The organism is Gracilimonas mengyeensis, from assembly GCF_900182705.1.
Taxonomy (GTDB): domain Bacteria; phylum Bacteroidota; class Rhodothermia; order Balneolales; family Balneolaceae; genus Gracilimonas; species Gracilimonas mengyeensis.
Genome location: NZ_FXTP01000019.1, coordinates 1 through 21,330, shown reverse-complemented (window position 1 = coordinate 21,330; position 21,330 = coordinate 1). Strand labels below are relative to the sequence as shown.

General features: G+C 44.5%; 11 protein-coding genes and 1 tRNA gene. 1 reads left to right on the top strand and 11 read right to left on the bottom strand.

The genetic code is table 11. The features are described from left to right. Positions 1-8: 8 nt before the first annotated feature. Both FN815_RS17360 and nusB read right to left on the bottom strand, forming a co-directional pair. Positions 9-689 carry a metallophosphoesterase family protein gene (locus tag FN815_RS17360; protein WP_142456105.1) on the bottom strand — a complete coding sequence of 227 codons (681 nt, stop codon included), beginning with the start codon at positions 687-689 and terminating at the stop codon, positions 9-11. After that, positions 689-1,156: a transcription antitermination factor NusB gene (gene nusB / locus FN815_RS17355; RefSeq protein WP_142456103.1), complete on the bottom strand. Its 468-nt coding sequence runs from the start codon at positions 1,154-1,156 to the stop codon at positions 689-691. The genes FN815_RS17360 and nusB overlap by 1 nt, the downstream gene beginning before the upstream one ends. Before the next feature lie 660 nt (positions 1,157-1,816). On the opposite strand from nusB, the gene FN815_RS17350 reads away from it, so the two are divergent. Further along, a tRNA-Val gene (locus tag FN815_RS17350) sits at positions 1,817-1,891 on the top strand. A gap of 494 nt (positions 1,892-2,385) precedes the next feature. Here the strand turns inward: FN815_RS17350 and FN815_RS17345 are convergent. The 9 genes from FN815_RS17345 to FN815_RS17305 all read right to left on the bottom strand — a co-directional run bounded on the left by FN815_RS17345 (position 2,386) and on the right by FN815_RS17305 (position 21,092). Further along, positions 2,386-4,365 carry a glycoside hydrolase family 97 protein gene (locus FN815_RS17345; protein ID WP_142456101.1) on the bottom strand — a complete coding sequence of 660 codons (1,980 nt, stop codon included), beginning with the start codon at positions 4,363-4,365 and terminating at the stop codon, positions 2,386-2,388. Between the two features lie 575 nt (positions 4,366-4,940). Next, positions 4,941-6,194, bottom strand: a complete 1,254-nt coding sequence (locus tag FN815_RS17340) for a hypothetical protein (RefSeq protein ID WP_142456099.1) — start codon at positions 6,192-6,194, stop codon at positions 4,941-4,943. Positions 6,195-6,268: 74 nt separating this feature from the next. Beyond that, positions 6,269-7,456, bottom strand: coding sequence for a glycoside hydrolase family 99 protein (locus FN815_RS17335; RefSeq protein WP_185957360.1), 1,188 nt, complete (start codon positions 7,454-7,456; stop codon positions 6,269-6,271). Between the two features lie 58 nt (positions 7,457-7,514). Then, positions 7,515-9,062 carry a RagB/SusD family nutrient uptake outer membrane protein gene (locus tag FN815_RS17330; RefSeq protein ID WP_185957359.1) on the bottom strand — a complete coding sequence of 516 codons (1,548 nt, stop codon included), beginning with the start codon at positions 9,060-9,062 and terminating at the stop codon, positions 7,515-7,517. A 40-nt stretch (positions 9,063-9,102) separates the two neighbouring features. Next, positions 9,103-12,522 (bottom strand): SusC/RagA family TonB-linked outer membrane protein, encoded by a 3,420-nt coding sequence (locus FN815_RS17325; protein ID WP_142456093.1) that lies wholly within the window; start codon positions 12,520-12,522, stop codon positions 9,103-9,105. A 26-nt stretch (positions 12,523-12,548) separates the two neighbouring features. Then, entirely contained in the window at positions 12,549-13,622 is a 1,074-nt protein-coding gene (locus tag FN815_RS17320) for a FecR family protein (protein WP_142456092.1), read from the bottom strand. Between the two features lie 870 nt (positions 13,623-14,492). Beyond that, on the bottom strand, positions 14,493-15,146 hold the full coding sequence (locus FN815_RS17315; RefSeq protein ID WP_142456090.1) for an RNA polymerase sigma factor: 654 nt from the start codon (positions 15,144-15,146) through the stop codon (positions 14,493-14,495). 1,056 nt (positions 15,147-16,202) lie between these two features. Continuing rightward, positions 16,203-16,610, bottom strand: a complete 408-nt coding sequence (locus FN815_RS17310) for a helix-turn-helix domain-containing protein (RefSeq protein ID WP_221930356.1) — start codon at positions 16,608-16,610, stop codon at positions 16,203-16,205. Positions 16,611-16,763: 153 nt separating this feature from the next. After that, a complete protein-coding gene (locus FN815_RS17305; RefSeq protein ID WP_142456086.1) occupies positions 16,764-21,092 on the bottom strand; it encodes a hybrid sensor histidine kinase/response regulator transcription factor in 4,329 nt (1,442 codons plus the stop codon). Positions 21,093-21,330 lie beyond the last annotated feature (238 nt).

Genomic DNA, 21,330 nt, shown 5'->3' with positions numbered 1-21,330 from the left:
ATTAGGGATTAAAAGTCTAAACATTCTTGTTCTATAAATTCTTCATCCGGAAGTACCACGGCCGTTAATATTCCAAAGCCTCGGTGCTTGTACACGCATCCGGTATCAATGCCAATCATATTGTCATCTACAATAGGCTCTTTAACCGGAGTGTGTGCAAATACAACAGTTTTCTCCCATCGGTTTTTCCGGCTATACACATGATCGCGCTGCCATAAAAACTGGCTTCGTTCGTAATCGCTCTGCAAGTTTTCCTCCACAGTTAAATCCGGAGAGATGCCACCGTGCACAAAAAAGTAATCTTCAGTCTGCCAATACAGTTCGGTGTTCTTAAAAAACTGGTAGTGTTCTTCCGGCAAGTCAAAGTCTTGGGGCGTTGATTCATACTGCTCTAAGGTACTATCACCGCCATTACCCAACCATAGATCCCACTTATTATCTTCATAAGCTTCAAGCAGCATCTGGTCGTGATTGCCCCGCAGGAATATGCACTCGTGATTATCATCAAATGCAATCAGCCGGTCTATCACTTTGGGAGCGTTTGGGCCGCGATCGGTATAATCGCCCATAAAAACGTAAATCGGGTCATCCTGATATTTATCATCCAGCCGGTGAAGCATCGCAGCGGCAGATTTAGCACAGCCGTGAATATCGCCAATTGCAATAATATGCTGGTCAGGTTTGGGCATTAATTACCAAGGGTTTTTTGGATGAGTCCGCGTCCTTTTTTGTTGATGCGCCCCTGTTCGTCCAGATCGGTGAGTGCCGCATCTAAAATACCATTAATGAAGCGCCCGGATTTGGCCGTAGAATATCGTTTGGCAATTTCGATGGCCTCGTTAATACTTACCTTGGTGGGAATCTCTTCAAAATAAAGCAACTCACAGATAGCAATTCTAAGCACCAACCGGTCAATTAAAGCTAACCGCTGAATATCCCAGTTTCGGATATGTTTTGAGGTGATTTCATCCAGCTCTTCTTCATGCTCCAGGGTACGGAAGAACAATCGTTCTGCAAAACGCCTCAATTCTTTTTCTTTGCTAAAGTCTTCTTTCTTGATGATGGTATCAACCACCTGACTAGGGGTATATTCGCCAAGCTGGTGAGCGTACAACGCTTGCAGTACGGTTTCTCTTACTTTTCTGCGGTTAATCATGCCAAATAACTAATTTAGTGAGCGCCAAAGATAAGGGTTTGCACAAACAATTGTGAGATGATTTGTTTGCAAAAATTACATTCGTACAGGTTTTAACAGCGATGCTTGTGATTTTTGAGCTGCAGGGCGATAGATAGTGATGTTGAGATGAATTTAATCGCATTGGTTACAACTGCATGGAACACGGATAACGCTGATCTGGCGGAAAATATCAGATAATGAATAGAGACCTATTCAAAATATTTGTGCCCAATTTTCGAAAATTATCCATTCCATCCAACCACTCGGGCGAAAATTGTCGCTAATGCGGTTTTTTTTCTACCCACCAATCGTTCCTACGGAACGCTATTATGATCCTTCGAATCATAATTATGTCCCGTAGGGCTACATATCGGTAAAAGATTACCCATGGGGAAAAAAGAATTTTCGCCCCAATGTATGATAAGAAAAGGTGTTTCCCGAAAATTGGGCACATGCGTTTCAAATGGTATCCCAAAACATTATCCGCGAGCATCCGCCCAATCCGCGTCATCCGTGTTCTATTCTAATGGCGCCAATGGTCGGGCAAATCAGCCCGCCCTACTTTTTCGTAATAAATCATTGTTTTACTCCCCCAAAGCTGAGTATATTTGGGACTCTCCAATTTTTGGTATCCAAAATGCGTCCTTAGCTCAGTTGGTTTAGAGCACCGCCTTGACAGGGCGGGGGTCACTGGTTCGAGTCCAGTAGGACGCACGCTTACATACGCTATAAGCCCGGTTTTAATGAATCGGGCTTTTTTTAGTTATGGGAAAATGTGGTCTACTATGGTATAACTATGGTACAACTTTACCCCCAACCACTTGATTTGATACAAGATCTTTTAAGTCTGAGACTTAAAAGTAAAAGTAATGAATAGCTGACATGGCTCAATACCCGAACCTTGCAAGTCTCTGACTTGCCTGCCACTTCGTAACGTTTTCATGGTTTATGCGAGTGAAAAAATATACCATTCCTTTGCACCATGTACCCACTCCTCCCTTAATTACTCGCGATACAGCCTGTATTAAAAATCAAATAATTAGAAGCAGATGGCTACTAATTAGGATAAACCTCCAGGGATTTTAAAATCCCTGGAGGTTTGAGCAATGGAAACATATTTTTCAAAAATATTTAACTGAATCGCATTGATGAATTGCTTTTCACACAGACTGAAGGACTGGTAACGAGAGCAAAAACAGTCTTTCCAATTAAAGCCTCTCAAATCTCACGGCCATCCCTCCACCCGGGGCTAAATCAATAGTTAGCGTATCTTCTGCCGTTACTTCTTTGGAGGCAATCTTAATAGCTGCAGGATTGGATTGATAGTTAGCCTCTTCGCCATCTTGATACATTTCAGCTTTATAAGTAACGCCTTTTTCCAAAAAGCTCAAATCAATTTCAAAAGTCCGGCTGTTTTCATCGGTGATGCTGCCCAGGTACCAATCTTCGCTGTTGCGGTCTTTCCGAACCACGGTGATATGATCCCCAATTTTGGATTGCAATACTTTGGTGTCTTCCCAGTCAGTAGGCACATCTTTAATAAACTGAAAAGCCGGTTCGCCTTCGTAATTCTCCGGTAAGTCCGAGGCCATGTGCAACGGACTGTAAATAACCACATACAACGCCAACTGTTTGGCCAGCGTGGTATTCACTCTGTTGTTGGGTTTAGAGGGAATCTCCAGTTCAAACACGCCGGGCGTGAAATCCATCGGGCCGCCTACCAGCCGGGTAAAAGGCAAAATGGTGGTATGTTCCGGCGGGTTCCCGCCATCGGCCGACCAGGCGTTGAACTCCATCCCGCGGGCGCCCTCTCTCGTCATCATGTTGGGATAAGTGCGCCGTATCCCGGTATCCTTGATCGGTTCATGGGCATTAACCATAACGTGATGTTTGGCGGCAGTCTCCACCACTTTGCGGTAATGGCGAACCCCAAACTGACCGTGATGCCATTCTTTGCCATCCAATTTTGGCCCCACATAGCCAGTTTTCACGCGACTGATGCCCAGATCTTCATAAAACTGAAAGGCGTCTTCCAGTTGATTTTCGTAATTGGTAACGCCCGCCGAAGTCTCATGATGTCCAATCAGTCCAACACCCTTTTCCCGGGCATATTCGGTGAGGGCTTCAATATCAAAATCTGGATAAGGTTGAGTGAAGTTGAAAGCGTCCAGATTGTTTACCCAATCTCCATCCCAACCGATATTCCAGCCCTCAACCAGCACCCCATCAAAACCGTGCTCAGCGGCAAAGTCGATGTATTTTTTGGTGATTTCGGTCGTGGCCCCGTGGCGTTCACCAGAACCCCAGGTGTATTTGTCGATATGCATGCCCCACCAAATACCAATGTATTTGCCGGGCTTAATCCAGGATGTATCTTCCAGTTTATTAGGCTCGTTCAGGTTCAAAATCATAGACGAGGTAAGCAGCTCACCCGGTGTTTGGGTAATGTGAATGGTTCGCCATGAGGAGGTAACCGGTGCCGATCCTTTCACCGCAATACCATCCGACCACGGCACCAACTCTCCATGCAAGGTATTCGTCCCGGACTGCCGCAACACCATGCTGGCATAGTCGGTTAGGGCCGCTTCATGGATCGATACATACAGTGAATCGTTTAGTTCGAGCGTGAGCGGCGTATGTACTACTTCCAGTTCATTAATCGGGGATTTTTTGTAGAGATACTCATACCGGTCGGGCATGTAGGCGGGAATCCACCAAGCCGGGTAATTATCCGCAAAAATAAATTCTGTTTTTTCTTTTTTGATGTTCAGCGAATCCAGGTTCTCCTGCTCAGGGATTTCATAACGGAAAGCCACACCATCATTAAAAAGCCGGAAGTATATGTTTAGCTGATGTCCGCCGGCAACCGTTTCAAGTTTGTATTCGTTGTAGTGATTTCTAATCAACCGCTTTTCCCCCCATGGCTGCTCCCAGGTTTCATCCGTGGATGATTTCTCAAAATGTAAGATCTCAATATCGCCCGCATACACCGTGCTATCCATAAACTCTATCCCCAACGCGGATGGCTTAATAATCTCGGTTTCCTGGTAAGCCGCCGAATACGTCAGTCCTCCCTCGTTGGTTCGGTTCACTTCCACTGTAATTTTCTCATCCGGGCTGGTGAATGGTTCGTTGATATCCGTGTTGGAGCAGCTTATAAAAAGAAGGGGTATGATGAGGTAAAGCATCTTTTTTGAGATACGCTTTGTACGTTTATTGAAGAAGGAAAGAGCCATGTTTTTTAGCAGATAATTATTGGGTTGAAATTGGGCAGAAGGTGAAGTTTTGGGCTAATGGTGATGCTCTATTAATACCTAAAATCAATTCTAAAGCCGGATATATAAAATCATATTTTTACTTCCTTTAAAAAGCCCTTTACATGCTCTTACTTTTGGCTTGAACCAAAAGTAACAAAAGTTCAAAGCGGGCGAAAAAAGCGCTAAAGAATCCTGCCTTCCGCTAAAATAAATCAATGCTCCACAACCGGGCTTGCCTGTCACCAAACAACCGTGCGGAACGATTTATTTATTAACGCTCCATTTCGTCTTCTTCTTAACGCTCTTTTTTCTAAGGCCCAAGCAATAGAAAATGATGGTAGGAGTAATTAATGTAGAGAAGAGGGCTTTCAAATCAGATATTTAATCCCTCTTCTGAACCAACATATATGAAGCTTACATTTAGCCTATCATTACTTTAGAGCAAAAAAACACTGCAACAAATCAGGATTGATTTGCTACAGTGCTTCCGAGGTATCAAGCTACTATTATTCAGCAGGTTCTATGGTTAAGATGCGCCCTTCCGTTTCTGAATCTATGGTGAAGGTGACATTATAGGTACCGGGGGTGTTCACATAATAATTGTCTTGCCCGTCTTCTTTCACGATGTCTTCATTATCAAAAGCAGAGCCGGTTTTAGCCGCACCACCGTAGGTAATCCAGATGGTTCCATCGGGATCACGAAGTACAAACGACCGGCCTTCAATCAACTCCACTGTCCAGTTCCAGTTATACAACAGATCGGATTGCTCCGGGGTTTTCACCATATGTACGCTTTCCCATTGCCCGGAAGGTTCTGATCCATCCACCAAATACGCATTTCCAAACCAGCCGATTTCGGTATCGGAATAATCGTTGAAAGAATCGCCGGTTTTCACCTTGGTTTCGCTCCATTCTCCGCTGCTGGCATTAAACTTTAGCTTAACGGTAAACAATCCTGTAAGGTGATTCGGAATGTTATCGAGGAAATAGCCAATATCGTAATTGCCCGTGCTGTCGGCCCAGGCGGTAGCGTAATCTTCTACACCAAGGCTTGAAAGTGTAACCACTTCGGGGCCCTGGTAGGCGTGCCACCCGTTATTGAAACGGTACCGGTAGCCTGCCGCTCCATTCAGTTCCACATCATTGATTTCATACACGGCTGAATCTACTGAGACATGTGTTTCTGTAATAGCCGTTCCTTCTGCCCATTGTCCCGGTGTGGCATCACCAATTATTTCGGGTTTAACGGGCATCAAAATAAACAGCATATTCTCGCGGTCGCGGGCATCAACGTAGGTGTAGTACAGGCCTTCTTCCGTAACTTCAATAGGATCGGAATCGGCCGTAAGGGTTCCGTGAATCACTTCATCCGCAACCGGCACATTACCGACCACTGAGGCACTGTCCACCGATCCGCCGCCGGGCGCTCCGTAAGTCGTTCCTTCTTCCTGCTCCACATAGGTAAACTCAATGGTGCTGTTTGCCCCGATGTACATGAACTTACCATACACATCCGTCATATTTTCCACACCGGCTCCCTGACCGGCATCAAGGGTAGCGGCATTCATCTTGGCGGTCAGGTCGTTAACATTTGCTGCAATAGTATTGGATCCATACACATACAATCCTTCCTGATTCGGAATCAACTCCTCTTCTCCTCCGCCACCGGAATCGGTACCGCATGCTGCAAACAAACCAACAGAAAGTATGGCCGTAAACACCAGTAACATTTTGTTGAAAGATCTTCTTTGTTTTTCCATAGCTTTATTCATTTTGGGTTAGTTGTACTTTTTATTAGTGACATTTTTTGGTTGATCATTTTCTATGCTGTTGGTCAAAGTTCACCCAAAAGGCGTGCTGCTTTTTCCGTCTCAAGTGTTACCAGCGCATCAAAAATGAGGGCTATTTCTTCGGGTTTATCTTCTCCAAATTCTTTTCTGGCTTGATAGTATTCGTACACCAGCTCCAGCTCGGCTCGTCCGTAGGCAACTCCCGTATATTCTTGTATGATCTCCAGGAATAGGAACTCAAACTCCACCGTGGGTTCAATCATGGTCCCTTCGCCAAAGTCGTTCCAAGTCACCAATTGCAGGTAATCCACACTATGCTCTTCTGCTTTTTGAAGCGTATTCCGCAGCGTTTGCCCATCTTCCAGATCTACGTAGCCATAGCTGTTGCCCCAGTCTCCTTCCACATAATAATCGTGAAAACCGGGGTAGGCCGATCCTATTTGAAATTCGCCTTCGGGACCATTGCTGTAAAATGAGGCCAGTTCGCTGAGGGATTCATTGAAATCAACCCATGAAAAAGTCCCGTCTGCACCTTCTCCCACCAGGTTTTCATGGCCCCATAGTGGCATAAAAACCGGGTCTTTTTCAAAAGCAGATAACACCTCATTCCAGTCAGACTCGCTGGTAAAATGCCTTGGCCCAAAGGTTAACAGCAGAGGATTTCCCTCTACGTTGATGTAGTTATCGGAACTAAAATATTTGGATTCTATGTACCCGATATCTTTCTGAGCCGCTTCTATATCAGATTGAGACTGCTGCCGGCCTACATTTCCTGCGGTGAATTCTTCATACACAATGCCAAAATCCAATCCCACCTCACCGGTTCTTTCAATAAAAGCATTGCTGTTTGCCAGGTTGGTGAAGTAATCATTAAGCCGGTGCGTGCCGTACCAATCCACCAACACCCCGTCAATGCCTGCGTATTTCATCAGCAACAGGTGATACTCAATAACGGCCGGGTCTTGCGAATCATAGGGGCCAATCAGCGGGTAATAATGCGAGGCGATTTCACGCTGACCGTTTTGCAGGATGTTGTCCGGATTCCGATTGGCCATAGTCCAATGCGTTCCCCAATAGCCGGAAAAAGGTTTACTTTCAAACCACGGCATGTAGTGCATATACACTTTGGTCGTGTTTGTTTTTTCAACTTCAGGGATCCCGTTTTTACCGGAACCGGGTCCGGTTGGATCGCCTGAACAAGCCCACAATAGTAGCAGTAAAAGCAATGACATATAAAAAGTAATTTTCTGCATCTTATGTATAATTCGAAACCTGTAGGTTTTTTGTTTTTTACTCGTACCCATTGCTTGGTACAATCTGCTGATTGGTATTTACTTCCTGAAGCGGGATGGGATAGTATTTGTCCCATTCGTGATAGATGATGGGGCCCTGGGTTACGCGGTAATCGTTGTATTTGGTGACCTCTTCTTCCACAATATCCCAGCGCACGATATCGTACCACCGGTGCCCTTCCGCAAACAATTCTCTGAAGCGTTCTTCCCGCAGGGAGTCTTGCAACTGGCTTCCTCCCAATCCGCTAAAATCAACGGATGGCTCAGGAGTTTCAGGATTAAAACCATAGGCTCTGCGGCGGACTTTATTCACGTATTCCAGCGCGGTGTTATCATTGCCGAGTTCGTTCATAGTCTCCGCATACATCAGGTACACATCCGCCATACGCATCACTAAATAATTTATACCGGAGTTTCGGTTGGTGGAATACACCGAATAAGATTGGGGAACGTATTTTTTGAAGCTGTGCCCGGTATAATTGAACTCACTTTCGCCGGCCGGCTCCATGTCGCCATCCGAGGTAGCCACCGAATCTTCCGGGTCGTACAGGGCAATCTCTGCCCGGGGATCATCACCTAAACGGAATACATTTACGCCGTGGGGAGTCACATTGCTCCAGCCACGTCCGGGAGGTGCCAGGGACAGTGCAATGCCTGAACCCAGACCATTTTCCCAGATATTTTGCTCCATATCAATGCTGTAGTTCAGTTCAAATACGGATTCAGTGCTGAATTCATACTGGCCATGGAACAGATCCTTGTATTCGTTATAAGGCAGCAGGCTTAAATTCGGATTATTGATTAATTCCTCGAAATAACCTCTTGCCAGGCTGTATTCTTCCATGTACAAATAGGCTTTCCCTAAAAATCCTTTGGCAGCATATTTATCTACCCGGGCTACATCCGCGCCAAACCAGGCATCCGGCAACAGTTCCTCTGCTTTTTTGAAGTCCGCAATTACCTGGTTATACACCTGCCCTACGCTGGCACGCGGTTTCATCATATCATCGCGGGTAGAGGGGATTTCAAGAATGAGCGGCACCGCAAGCTTTGTGCTGTCATCCGCAAAGGTATCTTCTCCCCATAACCGTACCATATGGAAATATGCGAAGCCCCGGAGGAAATGCGCCTGCCCCAATATCAGGTCCAATTCATCCTGTATAGCCTGGTTGGGTTGTTGTTCTTCCAGAAATTCGGGTGCACTTTCGATGATATCGTTTGCACGGGAAACCACCCGGTACCAGCCCCTCCAGGCAATCAGCACATTGGCATCACCTGAGGTTACTTCGTTGCGGCTTTGGGCATTCCAATAATCCGATGTATGCGGCAATGCCAGCAGGGTTTCCACGTAGAAAGTCTGTCCAAACAGATCCAGGCTTTTGGTAGCGGAATACACGCCGTTTAGCGACATATCAAAATGATCAATACGGGTATAGTAGTTGTCGGATGAAAGCTCGTTTTCATTCGAGACATCCAGAAAGTTATCCCCGGAGCAACCAGCTATCACTCCTGCTATCAACAATAAAATCAATAATGGTTTAGACATGAGTAGTGTGATTGTTCTTTCCTGATTCGGTGTGTTTTTTCTAAAACTGTACATCTACGCCACCTCCCATGGTAAATGTTTGCGGATATTGCCCGTAATCTACGCCGCGGCTGATGTTGGAGCCTGCCACTTCCGGGTCCATCCCCGAATACCCGGTGATAGTTAATATGTTGCTGGCGGTCAGATACAAGCGAACTTTCCTCAGGTTTAACTGGCTGAGTAATGAAGACGGCAGATTGTAGCCCAGTTGTACGTTTCTGAGCTTTAGGTATGAGCCATCTTCCACAAAGTAGGTGGATGGATTACTGAAATTCCCGTTCGGATCGCTGGCAATGTTTCTTGGATGATTGGTGTGATTTTCCGGCGTCCAGGCTTCGGCAATTTTGGTCGTGGTGTTGTTATCTCCAAAAAAGTTACGGGAGTAGGCTTTCTCGGCATTAAAGACATCCACATCATACACGCCCTGGAAAAACAGGGACAAATCAAACATAGCCTTGTAATTGAGATTCACTGTAAGTCCATACTGCCATTTGGGCCAGGGATTGCCAATAAAGGTTCGGTCGTGTTCGGTAATTTGTCCGTCCGGCACACCATTGGGTCCGCTGATGTCTTTGTACATCAAATCGCCAGGGGCCGTCCCAGCTGCCTGATAAATGCCGTCCGGTGCCCAGGAGTTGATGGCATATACCTCTTGTTCGGTATCCAGCACACGATCTACGATAAAGCCGTAAAAACTGGAAATTGGTTTTCCGACCTGGGTTCGGGTCATACCCCCGATTTGTCCGCCGCCGGCTCCTCCAATAATGTATTCGTCTTCGTTAAGGGCTTTCACCTCATTTTGCATATGCGATGCGTTGCCTTTTAAGCCAAGGCTGAAGTCGTTGAAGGCATAATTTGCGCCCATTTCTATATCGATACCGGAATTGCGCATGGAGCCAATATTGACCTGCGGATTGACCGGGTATTGGTTGTGAACGGCGATTCCAACAGAAGGCGGGATGGGAACGCCGTACAGCAGATCCTTGGTATCTTTGATGTAGTAATCAACGTTCAGGTTGTACTGGCCTTCCAAAAATTCGGCATCCAAGCCAATATTATGTTGTACAATTTCTTCCCATTTCACTTCTTCGTTGGGAAATTTACTCAGGTAAAACCCGGATACCCGGTCCTGCCCGGCTGCATCAAAGGCATAGCTGGCAAATTGGGAAGTGTAGGTTTTATCATAAATGAAGTTGGCAATGTTGTCGGAGCCGAGTTTACCGGTACTCGCACGGATTTTCAGGTCTGATACCACCGGAACGCTTTCGAAAAATTGCTCATCCGAAATTCTCCATGCCACTGCAAATGAGGGAAATACGCCCCAAAGATTTTCCGGACCAAATTTGGGAGCCGAGGCATCCCGACGCACATTGGCTTCAAAGAAATACTTCTCTTTGTAATTGTAGTTGAACCGGCCAAACTGAGACAGCAGGCGGCTTTCATAAATATTTTGTCGATCCGTAGTATTGAATGTGCCGGTAGCCAGGTTCATGCTCCAGCCCACATCCACCGGTAGATCCGTTCCGGTGATATTAAAATGACGGGTTTTTGATTGTGAGGCCTCGTATCCAGCCATCACTTTCACGTTATGCTGGGAGATGTCTTTTTCGTAGGTACCCACCAGGTTTAAAGTGAGCGAATTGCTGGTAGCCTGGTTATAAGTGAGTGAATTGATGGGGTTGGCAAAGGCACCGTAATCAAAAGCCTCCTGGAAGGCTTGCCCGGTGTTTGACATATGGTTATAGCCAAAAGTCGATTTCAGCGTTAACCCTTGCAATGGCGTGGCCTGCAGATAAATGTTGCCGGTAAGCCGGTCGTAGGTTTGTTTTTGATGTTGCTGCCGCTGCGTAGCCACCGGGTTTGGTCCCTGGAAATACGCCGGAGCTTGTCCCCAGCCGCCAAATGGGTTCGATTCATCCCTGATGGGCATAATGGGGATAGAACGATACGGGATGCCTCCAGAAAAGCTTTCGTTAAAATTATCAATCGGGTTCTCTTCTACTTTCGAATAGAGCAAGCTCTCGCCGATTTTCAGCGACTCCGAGATATCAAAATCCGAATTCAACCGGATGCCATACCGCTTGTAGTTGTTGTCAATAAGGATGCCGTCTTCGTTATCATATCCTAAAGACAGGTAAAAATTGTAATTATCTCCGCCGTTGGAAATCGAAAGATCATTGGATTGCAGGATACCGCTTCCGTCATAGTAGGCATCAATCCAGTCGGTATCATGCTGATAGTTATCCCAGGCCGGTTCCGGATTCTGCCCCGCATTTAGCCGCGATTCTCTTTTGTATTGCACAAACTGCTCGCTGTTCAGCAGGTTCGGTAAATCCAGCGGCGCTTTCCGGGAGATAGAACTTTTGAAGCTAACCTGCAGATCCCCGTCTCCCCTTTTGGTATTCACCAGGATCACGCCATGTGCCGCCTCAGCTCCGTAAATAGAAGCCGCCGTTGCCCCTTTTAACACCTCGATGGATTCCACATCATCCGAGTCGAAAAAGTTGCCGGGACCGCCTTCCAGTTTCACCCCGTCCACAATCCATAACGGATCGCTGTTTCCAATAGAACCCACTCCGCGAATGTGAATAGTTGGGCTGGAACCGGGCGCAAAGCCACCTGAAACCTGCACGCCGGACGAAAGTCCCTGAAGGGCTTGGTCAAGGCGGACGGTGTTTTTGCTTTCCACGCTTTGCACATCCACAGAAGAGATAGAACCGGTTAGGTTGGAGCGTTTTTGGCTTCCGTATCCCACAATTACTAATTCATCACCTGTAACCACCCGGGGCTGCATGCGCACCGTCAGGTTGGTTCGCCCTTCCAGGGGCTCTTCTTTGGTTTGAAAGCCTATAAAAGAAAAAACGAGCGTATCTTGCAGGGAAGGCACATCCAGGCCAAATTCCCCGTCTGCATTGGTGGTGGTACCGCTGTTAGTGCCTTTAATTCGGATATTAACTGCTGGCAGCGTTTCGTTGTTGCTGGCATCTACCACCGTACCCTGCACCCGCTCTACTGAAGATACCGGCGGAGAAATAACATTATTCCCGGGAGCAAAAATGCCATACGATTTTGGGTTGATGTACTTAAAGCGCAGTTTATAATCCTCAAGTAAAATCTGCAGAGCCTTCGAAACATTTCTAGGCAGCGTTTTTTGACTCAAGATCCTCTTTCCTTCTACCACCTCGCTGCGGTACAGAAATACCACATTGGCAAACTGTTCCAGCTGTTGCAAGGCAATCTCCAGCGCCATGCCCTCTTCTATAATCAACTGTTTGGCTTGTTTATCCTGCACGCTTGTGGCATGCAGGGTTCCTACAGACTGAGCCTCAACTGTACTGGCAAAAAAGCAGATGTAAGCCGTAAGCCCAATCTTAATAAAATCATGCATTGACCATTTCATGAACACTCCAACTTTATTCATTAATAGTATCTATTGTTATTGATTGATTAATTTTTGGCAGCGTGATCTCCGATGTACACGGTTTTTCTATCCGCAGATTGATAAATGGGGATATTGGCTATGTCTGAAACCGCACGCACCAACTCTTCCAAAGACCGGAAATAGATGCCCCCCGTCAGTTTGATATCCATTACTTCCTCATCCACAATTTGAACCTCTACATCAAAACGCTGCTGCACATAAGTCACAAACTCACGGATGGTGGTTTCATCAAATTCCATTACTCCGGTGGCCCACGAGGTATAAAAAGAAGAGTTTACCTGTTGCTTGCTTACCACTTCCGATTCATTGAACTCCAGCAATTCTCCCGGCATCATGGAAACCACCTGATCACCCGGCTGTTGATCGCCCATATTCACTTCCACGCTTCCATCTTCCAGCACCACTCTTGAGCGATCCCTTAAAACAGTAACCAGGAACCGGGTTCCGATATCCCTGATCACTCCATCCGGAGTATTCACTTTAAATACAGAAGCATCGGAGCTCATCTTTTCGCCCGAATCAAAAAACACCTCGCCTTCAACCACTACTTCTATGGCCTTATCAGTGTGCTGATTAATGGAGTAAGTGATTTTTGAATTGCTGTTCAGGAACATCCTGGCCCCGTTATTGAAGCGTACAATCTTGTGTTCATCCGCTCCGGTTTGCACACTCTGTTTTTCAATAATTTGTTCAAAAGAAGCAATGGGCTCTGGCGCACTCTGATAGATATAAAAAGCGATTCCGGTGATAGCTGCTAAAAGAACTACGGAAGCCACTCTGAATGTCCATTTCCAGAAAGATCCTGGTTTAGATGTGCCCCGGTTAGTTTTTTCTTTTCTTTGGATGGTATCGCGGGAAAGCTTTTTCCATTCTTCATCAACATCAGGAAGGGATGGGGCCGCAAACTGGAAACCGGCAATTTCAGCCATTGCTTTCTGGGCCAGCTGCCGGTTCTTATCACTTGATTCCATCCAGCGATTCCACTTTCTGATATCCTGCTCACTGGCCGTACCAATTACCATCCGGCGGAAGGAGGCGTCATTTACTAAATCCTGAACCGTTATTTCTTTTTTACTCACAGAATAATATTGGTTGGTTTTATGTTTTTTTGCTTCTGTGAATAAGGAGAGTGCGGAAAACAGCCAGCGTACTCATATTTGTTTAAAAAAATTTTTCCTATGGCCTAATGAGTCTCCAAAAGTAGTGGCTACCCCTCGTTCCACACGCTCTGCGTTGGAACGGAATATGATGCCATTGACCAATAAGAATTAGGACGTGGATAACATGGATTGAGAAGATCAGCCCGGATTTTTTAATGTCCGTAGGTCGGGCAGACTTGTCCGACCGGGACGGAAGAGTCCGTCTTGCTGATTCACACACATATACGGATAAATCTATCCGTCCTACGTTAGTCCCGGCAGATACAACAGAAAATAGCCCCGGACAAGCATAGCGTAGTGGGCTCCGTCCGGGATAACAGAATCTCATTGAATAATCCTCCTTCGCCTCGTTCCATACGCTCCGCGTTGGAACGGACTATGATGTTTTTGTCCAAACCTAATTAAAACGCGGATGGAACGGATTGTACAGTTTACCCCGAATTTTTAGGTGTATGTAGGTCAGACAGAATTGCCTGTCCCTGATGGAATAGCCCCCTAAGTGATCTTTTAAGCCTTTAGCGAAGCGGTGACTGAAAAGTACAAGCAGTGTGAGTCTCCAGACTCATGGAGTTGCTTTACGTACGTCGATAGGCTTCCACCGCTTCAACTTTTTTTGATGAAGTCTTACCCCTTGGAAAAGTCATTGCTCGGCGAAGAGTTATTCCCTTGATGCATCATCGCCTCGCTAAAGGCTTAAAAGATTCAAATGAGTTCCAAATATTATCTCCACTTCAACGATAATAATGCCAGACTTCAGGCCATAGTAATTAACTTAATCACGAACTCACATTAATTTATACATGGGAGGATAAATCTATCCAAAAAAAAAAAAAACGAAGAGCCATTGAGAAACGTAAGCGTAAGCAGCAAAGAAATAACCAGTTTCATAAAATGCTGATCCAATAAAGAGCGTAAGGTTTGCATGGCACCAAATACATGGTTACGCACCGACTGCCGGTTGATGGATAGTATTTGCTCAATCTCGCCGTAGCTCATCCCGTTGTAGAAATGCAGATATATAACCTCTCTTTGGCGGTTGGATAATTGATTTAAAGCATGCTCTAATTGCTCTCTCTGCTCTCGCCTGATCTCATCCCGAATAATGAAATCCTCTTTCGAGAACTCCGTAAAAACGCTTCCATCTGTTTCACTAAAATCGCCCCGTTTCTCCCGTTCCGCTTTAACCCTTTTCAGGATTTTTCGGCGTAAAGACACAAACAAATACACATTTGGGGAATGAATATGCTCCAGCTCCTTTCTTCGCTCCCAGATATTCTTAAACAAATCGTGAATACAATCTTTTACGATCTCCGATTGGTTGTTCAGCTTAATGCCATATGCAAACAAAGAGCCGTAATAGCCTTTGTAGACGGTTTCAAAAGAAGCTTCATCTCCCCCCACGAAGTTTTCCCAGGCATGTTTTAAAGCTTTCTTTGAATCCATCAGGCTCTCATTATCGAAAAAATATAATTAGTAAGATTTTATTAAGGATGCTTTTTAAAACTTATCGAATATCAGCATAAACGAAAAATCAAATATTTTAAAAAGGAAATATCCTAACTGGAAGGCCCTGTCTGGCGGACTAAAATGGGGACCAAAGCTTAGACCACTTATAGCCAAGCATTATCCACAATCAACTTCAAGGAAAATAGATTATTCAAAAAGCCTTTATTATTCTTTACTCATGTTTTTCAAAATCTCGCTAACTCATCCAATTTCTTGTGATATGAACTTCCATTCCCTCCATCTGTTTCAGATGGTTTACTCCTATCTTTCAGTTTCATTTTTTGGCGGCATTTTTGGCAAGTCATCACCTTTTGTCCTCTGTAACTAAATGCTTGTAACCGTACAATAGAACCACCTACGGGACGAACTTGACCTTCCTGAGTCTTACAAAATCTACACCTTCATTCATCATACTCTTTCATATTATGCGCCCTGCCTTTTTTTAGCCTATAACTATCACTTTTGTCTAGCTAACTGCGGATATCATTCCTAACCTTTAGCACGCTAACAGATTTAACTACACGGCCTTGAACAAACTGGTTTTAAAATTCTGGTGCTTTTTAGAGGGCATTAACCGTAACATCCGATGCTGCCTTAACGGTGCAGGGCATAGCAGAAGCTTTATTTATCAGTACACTTTCCCCGCCAAATATTTTTAACACTAAGCTGGCATTAAAAGTCCATTTTTAAGAAGGTTATAACTGCATGTAATTAATTGATTAGATAGAGACATCCGTGCCGGGAGCACTAAAATTGCTCCCGACAGAATGCCTGCATCATCGCCTTGAGATTACCCCGTTCGCTATGCAATTCAATACCGGACCATCTGTACCCACCCAAAACCTTGTGTATCCGGATGTAATTGCAGCAGCCATTTTTGGTCAATCCCATAAGCAGCTCTCTTAACTTGATGAATAGTTTGCACCCCGCGTTAGCTCACCTTTTGGAATTTTTTCAAAAGCTTGCCAATCAAACTAATTTCGTAAGTAGTTATTAAAGTGCCTGAACCTGTGCCAGCTGGTTATTTTGCGTTAATAAATTTTCAGGATACACCTCAAACCGGTTTTTGAATTCCTGTTCGAAATACCTTGCGGTACCCAATCCGATTTCATTAAGTACCTGTCCGGTAGTTTTACAACGTCCTTTTCGAATTAGCCATCTGGCTTTTCGCAAACGAGCTTCTTTAATCAATTTTCCGGGTGGAATATCCAGCAACCTTTCACTGTTTCTATACAGTTGCCTCCTGCTCATTTCTAATAATCCGGCCAACATTTCCACGGTGAGCTTAGGATTAGAAAGATGCTGATCGATAATTATCAATAAGATCTTAAGCTCACTATCCCTATATATGTTTTGGCCATTATTCAATTCATTTACCCATACCTCAAGCCATTCACTCATCATACTATAATTGTGTTTTAATTCACTGTTAAGATGACAAAGCATACAGTGAATGAATGTGCCAAAAACTATAACTTTTGTGCCCAAAAAAGCCCATATATGCTCTACAGGCTGTTTTCTATGCTAAAACAAATGTGCCATAGAATAAAATTCTTAGTTGTATTCTGAGGGTGACCGTCCAAAGCGTTCCTTAAATAATTTGCTAAAATAGGAAGGAGTCCTAAATCCTACTGCATACCCCACTTCGCTAACCGTCATTTTTTTATGATCCTCCAGCATTAGCCTCGCTTTGTACATTCTGATTTCCCGTATAAACTCAGCCGGTGTATAACCCGTATCGGCTTTTAGCTTACGGTATAACTGCCGGCGACTCATATTCACATGATCGCTCAGCTCCTCAACGGTGATATTGGAATCGGACAGCCGGTCTTCTACATAAGCCTGCAATTTCTGTTGTAAGGTTAATGGGATATTTTCCGACTCCTCTGCCACCCCATTCTCTTGTTGATATTTCTCCCGTTCGGATCTGAGATGCAGCAGGTTTTTAACGCGTGCCTTAAGCTCCTGCGCATTAAAAGGTTTTGCCAAATAATCACTCACCCCGATTTCATATCCTCTCACACGGTCTTCCACTTCTGCTCGGGCCGAAAGCAAAATAATAGGCGTTAATTTAAAATCTGACATGTTCCTCACTTCTTCTGCAAAAGTAAAGCCATCCATTTCCGGCATCATGACATCAGAGATGATAATATCCGGTTTAACAAGCGGTAACTTCTTTTTGCCCGACAGACCATTCTCGGCTGTTTCAACCTTTACCTTCAAATTATTTTCAGTACTTAGCAGATCGGTAATATAGCTGCGCATGTCGGTATTGTCTTCCACCAACAACACTGTAAATTCATGCTCACCGTTCAATTCGATTTTTGGCAGAGAAAATTCTTCTTTAAAAGTCTCTGCTGTAACCTCTTCCTCATCTGGGCTTACTTTAAGCTGATTTCCATAGTCTTTTTTGGGGAACAACACCGCAAAAACCGTCCATTTACCCAGCTGACTTTCCACGGAGATCGTACCATCATGTTGCTGTACAAATTCTTTGGTTATCGCCAGTCCAACACCAATACCCTTTCCTCCATATTCAATTTGATCTGCTGTGGAATGAAACCGATCAAAAATATGAGGAAGTTGTTCTTTATTTATGCCCCGGCCGGTATCCCGTATTTCAATCTTAAGCTCATCCCTGTAGTTAGTTAAGATAAGCTCCACCGTTCCTTCCTTAGGGGTGAACTTAATCGCATTCGAAAGCAAGTTTACAATAATTTTCTCCAGTTTATCGGCATCCGCCTGAAACCATAACTCTTGTTCAGGAAGCTGGGTTTTTATGGTCAAATTTTTACTCTCAGCCATACTCCCAAAAGACTCCGTTACTCGGTAAAGAAGAGAAGTCAGCTCTATGTTGCTGGGCTCTAATTCCATTTTTTGAGCGTCCAGGCGGGTCAAATCCAGCACCTGCTCAACCAGTTGCTGTAAGCGATCCCCGTTTCGGCGGGCAACATTGAGACGTCGCTGCCAGCCATCGCCAAGAGTATCAGTCTGGCTTTTTAGTTGCTCTATAGATCCATTGATTAAAGTTAGAGGCGTACGCAATTCATGGGAAATATTGGTCAGCAAATTCGTTTTTATGCGGTCCAGTTTAGCCAATTCTTCGGCTTGTTCAGCCTGCATTCTGATGGCCTCTTGCCGGGTTCTGAAATTCGAATACCAAACAGTCGCGGCTATCAAACCGCTCATCCCAAAAAGGACATATAACCAATAAGCTATCGTACTTTGATACCAGGGTGGTGTGATAGTAAAACGATAGATGGCGGCATCACTGGCCTGTATCCGGTCGGCATTGCGGGCTTCAACTTTGAACGTGTAGCTTCCCGGTGAGAGTTGCGCCAACCGAGCCTGATTTGATGCCTCCCAGTTACTCCATTCCCCATCATTAATCGCATACCGATATTCTGATTTCTCAGGATACTGAAAAGCCAGGTTACTGTAAGTAAGCGTTACATTGTTTTTGGTATGATGAATATCGACCTCACCAGAGGCAGCAAGCAGTTCGTCTTGAGCACTCACCTGGGTAAAAACAGGGCTATGACTGTAGCTGTTGGTTGGTAACTGATTGGGATTAAAAGACACCACCCCGGTGTTCCCTATCCAAATTGGAAAATAAGTGGTTGAGTCACTCGTCAAAAAATGATAATTGATTTCAGACTCACTGGGCAAAAGCCCCTGATCGGTATAATAATTGGTAATTCCCCCGGTTTCAGGATTATATCGTGATAAACCCAATGCATTAAGCAGCCAATAATTACCCGCCTTATCTATCATCAGGTCGCTGTTTATCCCGCTCGCAAAACCATCCTCAGGCTTTATGCGCTTGATGATTTCTTTGGTTTCTATGTTTATCACAAACAAACCATGGCTGAACGTGAGCACAATAATTTTACCGGATTTGGTTTGCTCGATATCTATAGGTTCGGGAAGCTCATTCTCCATAAATAACTCAAAGCGGCCGGCTTCTTCATTCAGCTCATAGATGTAGTCATTGGCCACTACCAGGTGTCTTCCCTCCCATGTTTCGTGATGATTGTTCACAGAATTCATGATTAGTTTCTCAGGAACGGTTCCCTGAAAATTAAACACCTTCAACTCTTTGGTAACCGGGTCAAACCGCTTGATCGCATTTTGATTAAACCCGTACGACCACAACTTACCTTCACTGTCTTTTTCCAGAATATCCCCAAAATCATACCTCGGATCATATTCCGAAACAGTATGAAATGCTTCAAAACTATTGGCCTCCAAGTCAACCTTCGCTATTCCTAAGCCCGTAACCCATAAATTTCCCTTATCATCATACACCAGGTTACTCAACCGCCCCACCCCAACTTCATCCATACTCCAGGTTTTAATTTCCTGTATATCCAGGGTCTCGGGATCGTAGGTGATTCTCTTCAGGCCGGTCATTTGAGTAGCAACCAACAACACTCCGGATTTTAAGGCAAGAAAATCAGACACAAGATTTCGTCCATCTGCAAAGGCCGGAGGATCCAACTCTGCCCATATCTTTTCCTCTCCGGTATTAACATTTCTGACAAGTATCTTCCCATTTCCCGTACCCACTATATAATGTCCCTCTGCCGTGGTTTCAGCTTGATAATAAAATGAATTGCCAACCAAATCCTGAAAATTTGGGTCTGTAAAATGGGTCTCAAATTTTTTAAAATAGGGAGGATACTGCGACAATCCGGTATAAAAGTTTCCAATCCATAATGATCCACTACGATCCAGAAACAACCGGCTGATATATTGGATATTCCCTAATCCTTCTATCTCATTGGAATTGAAGACTTCATAGACATCAGATCCCTTGTCGTATCTGGTGATACCATTCGTCATGGGTACCCCAGCATCGTACACCCGCTTATTGATAAACCATAGATAACGCTCGTCTTCAACCTGTGGCAACATGGAAGGACTGTTCAAGGCCTCCAGCTCTTCACTTTCCACGCGATTAAAGATACCCTCCGCATATTGATAGGTCCTTTCATCAGTGGTAATCCATATAAGTCCGTTTTCATCTTTATAAAGATGAATGATCTCAGTCTCTTGCAAATGTTCAGGTGCTTCTATGCGCCTAAACTGTTGGCCGTTTTTATCAAATGTCATCAATCCTTTGTCGGTAGCTAACCAGAATTCGTCTCCCATTTCCAAAAGATTATACACATATGGATCTGCCAAATCCTCGTCATCGCTATTAAATATAATCAGGCTGTCTTTTGGGGTGATGTGCAATATGCCTCGGTTGGCTCCCATCCATAAGGAACTGTCTTCTGCTACATGCAAGCTTTTTGGAGGGATATAATCCCCATAAATATCCGACACCGGGAATACAGAATCCTGCTTCTGCGTATAAGGATAAATAGATGAATCTTTGCTACCAATTTTCAGGATGATAGCCGATTCCAGATTCAGGTAATAAGAAACCCATACATTCTGTTGGGCATCTGTCCCCAATAAACGTACTGCCCTTGCCTCTTGATCCAGCTTAAGCTTTTCAGCCAAATCTATGTAGCCAAAATGATGCTCTTCTGTATCATAATAGCCAATGTAGTTGCTGTAATAATACCCAACCCAAATCTTTCCATTCTCATCATCCAATAAACGATCTGTAAAATTACCCACTGGAAAGCCATTATCAGAGGGAATACGAAAAGATTTAAACTCATAACCGTCATAACGCACTAAACCATTTAGGGTAGCCAGCCACAAAAAACCATCGGAACCTTGTTTTATGTCATTAACTTTCTTGGCAGGCAATCCATCTTCCAGACCGAAATTTCTGAACCAAACCTCTGATTTTTGCTGTCCATATACCCACGAACTAATAACTATTGATATGAACAGACTAAGTACACCAATCTTATTAAAATCCATGATTAGCCTTTTTTATCCCACTATTTTTTAATCCAACGTATATTTTTATATCAACTATTAGTACCACCTAACAGATTGAAATAACCACATTTAAATCTTTTTTAAAATAAGATTTTCCTAATGTGATGAATTCATCAGACATAAAAAAAGCCGCCGGGGGTGCCGGCGGCTGTGCAGGTTCTTTTTGGTTTGTGGGAATGGATTTACTTAATCAGGGTCAGCTTGCGGGTGAAGACCT

Excerpts from the sequence above, each read along its gene's own strand:
- FN815_RS17360 (WP_142456105.1), bottom strand. The coding sequence starts at position 689 with ATGCCCAAACCTGACCAGCATATTATTGCAATTGGCGATATTCACGGC.
- nusB (WP_142456103.1), bottom strand. The coding sequence starts at position 1,156 with ATGATTAACCGCAGAAAAGTAAGAGAAACCGTACTGCAAGCGTTGTAC.
- FN815_RS17345 (WP_142456101.1), bottom strand. The coding sequence starts at position 4,365 with ATGCTTTACCTCATCATACCCCTTCTTTTTATAAGCTGCTCCAACACG.
- FN815_RS17340 (WP_142456099.1), bottom strand. The coding sequence starts at position 6,194 with ATGGAAAAACAAAGAAGATCTTTCAACAAAATGTTACTGGTGTTTACG.
- FN815_RS17335 (WP_185957360.1), bottom strand. The coding sequence starts at position 7,456 with ATGTCATTGCTTTTACTGCTACTATTGTGGGCTTGTTCAGGCGATCCA.
- FN815_RS17330 (WP_185957359.1), bottom strand. The coding sequence starts at position 9,062 with ATGTCTAAACCATTATTGATTTTATTGTTGATAGCAGGAGTGATAGCT.
- FN815_RS17325 (WP_142456093.1), bottom strand. The coding sequence starts at position 12,522 with ATGAATAAAGTTGGAGTGTTCATGAAATGGTCAATGCATGATTTTATT.
- FN815_RS17315 (WP_142456090.1), bottom strand. The coding sequence starts at position 15,146 with ATGGATTCAAAGAAAGCTTTAAAACATGCCTGGGAAAACTTCGTGGGG.
- FN815_RS17310 (WP_221930356.1), bottom strand. The coding sequence starts at position 16,610 with ATGAGTGAATGGCTTGAGGTATGGGTAAATGAATTGAATAATGGCCAA.
- FN815_RS17305 (WP_142456086.1), bottom strand. The coding sequence starts at position 21,092 with ATGGATTTTAATAAGATTGGTGTACTTAGTCTGTTCATATCAATAGTT.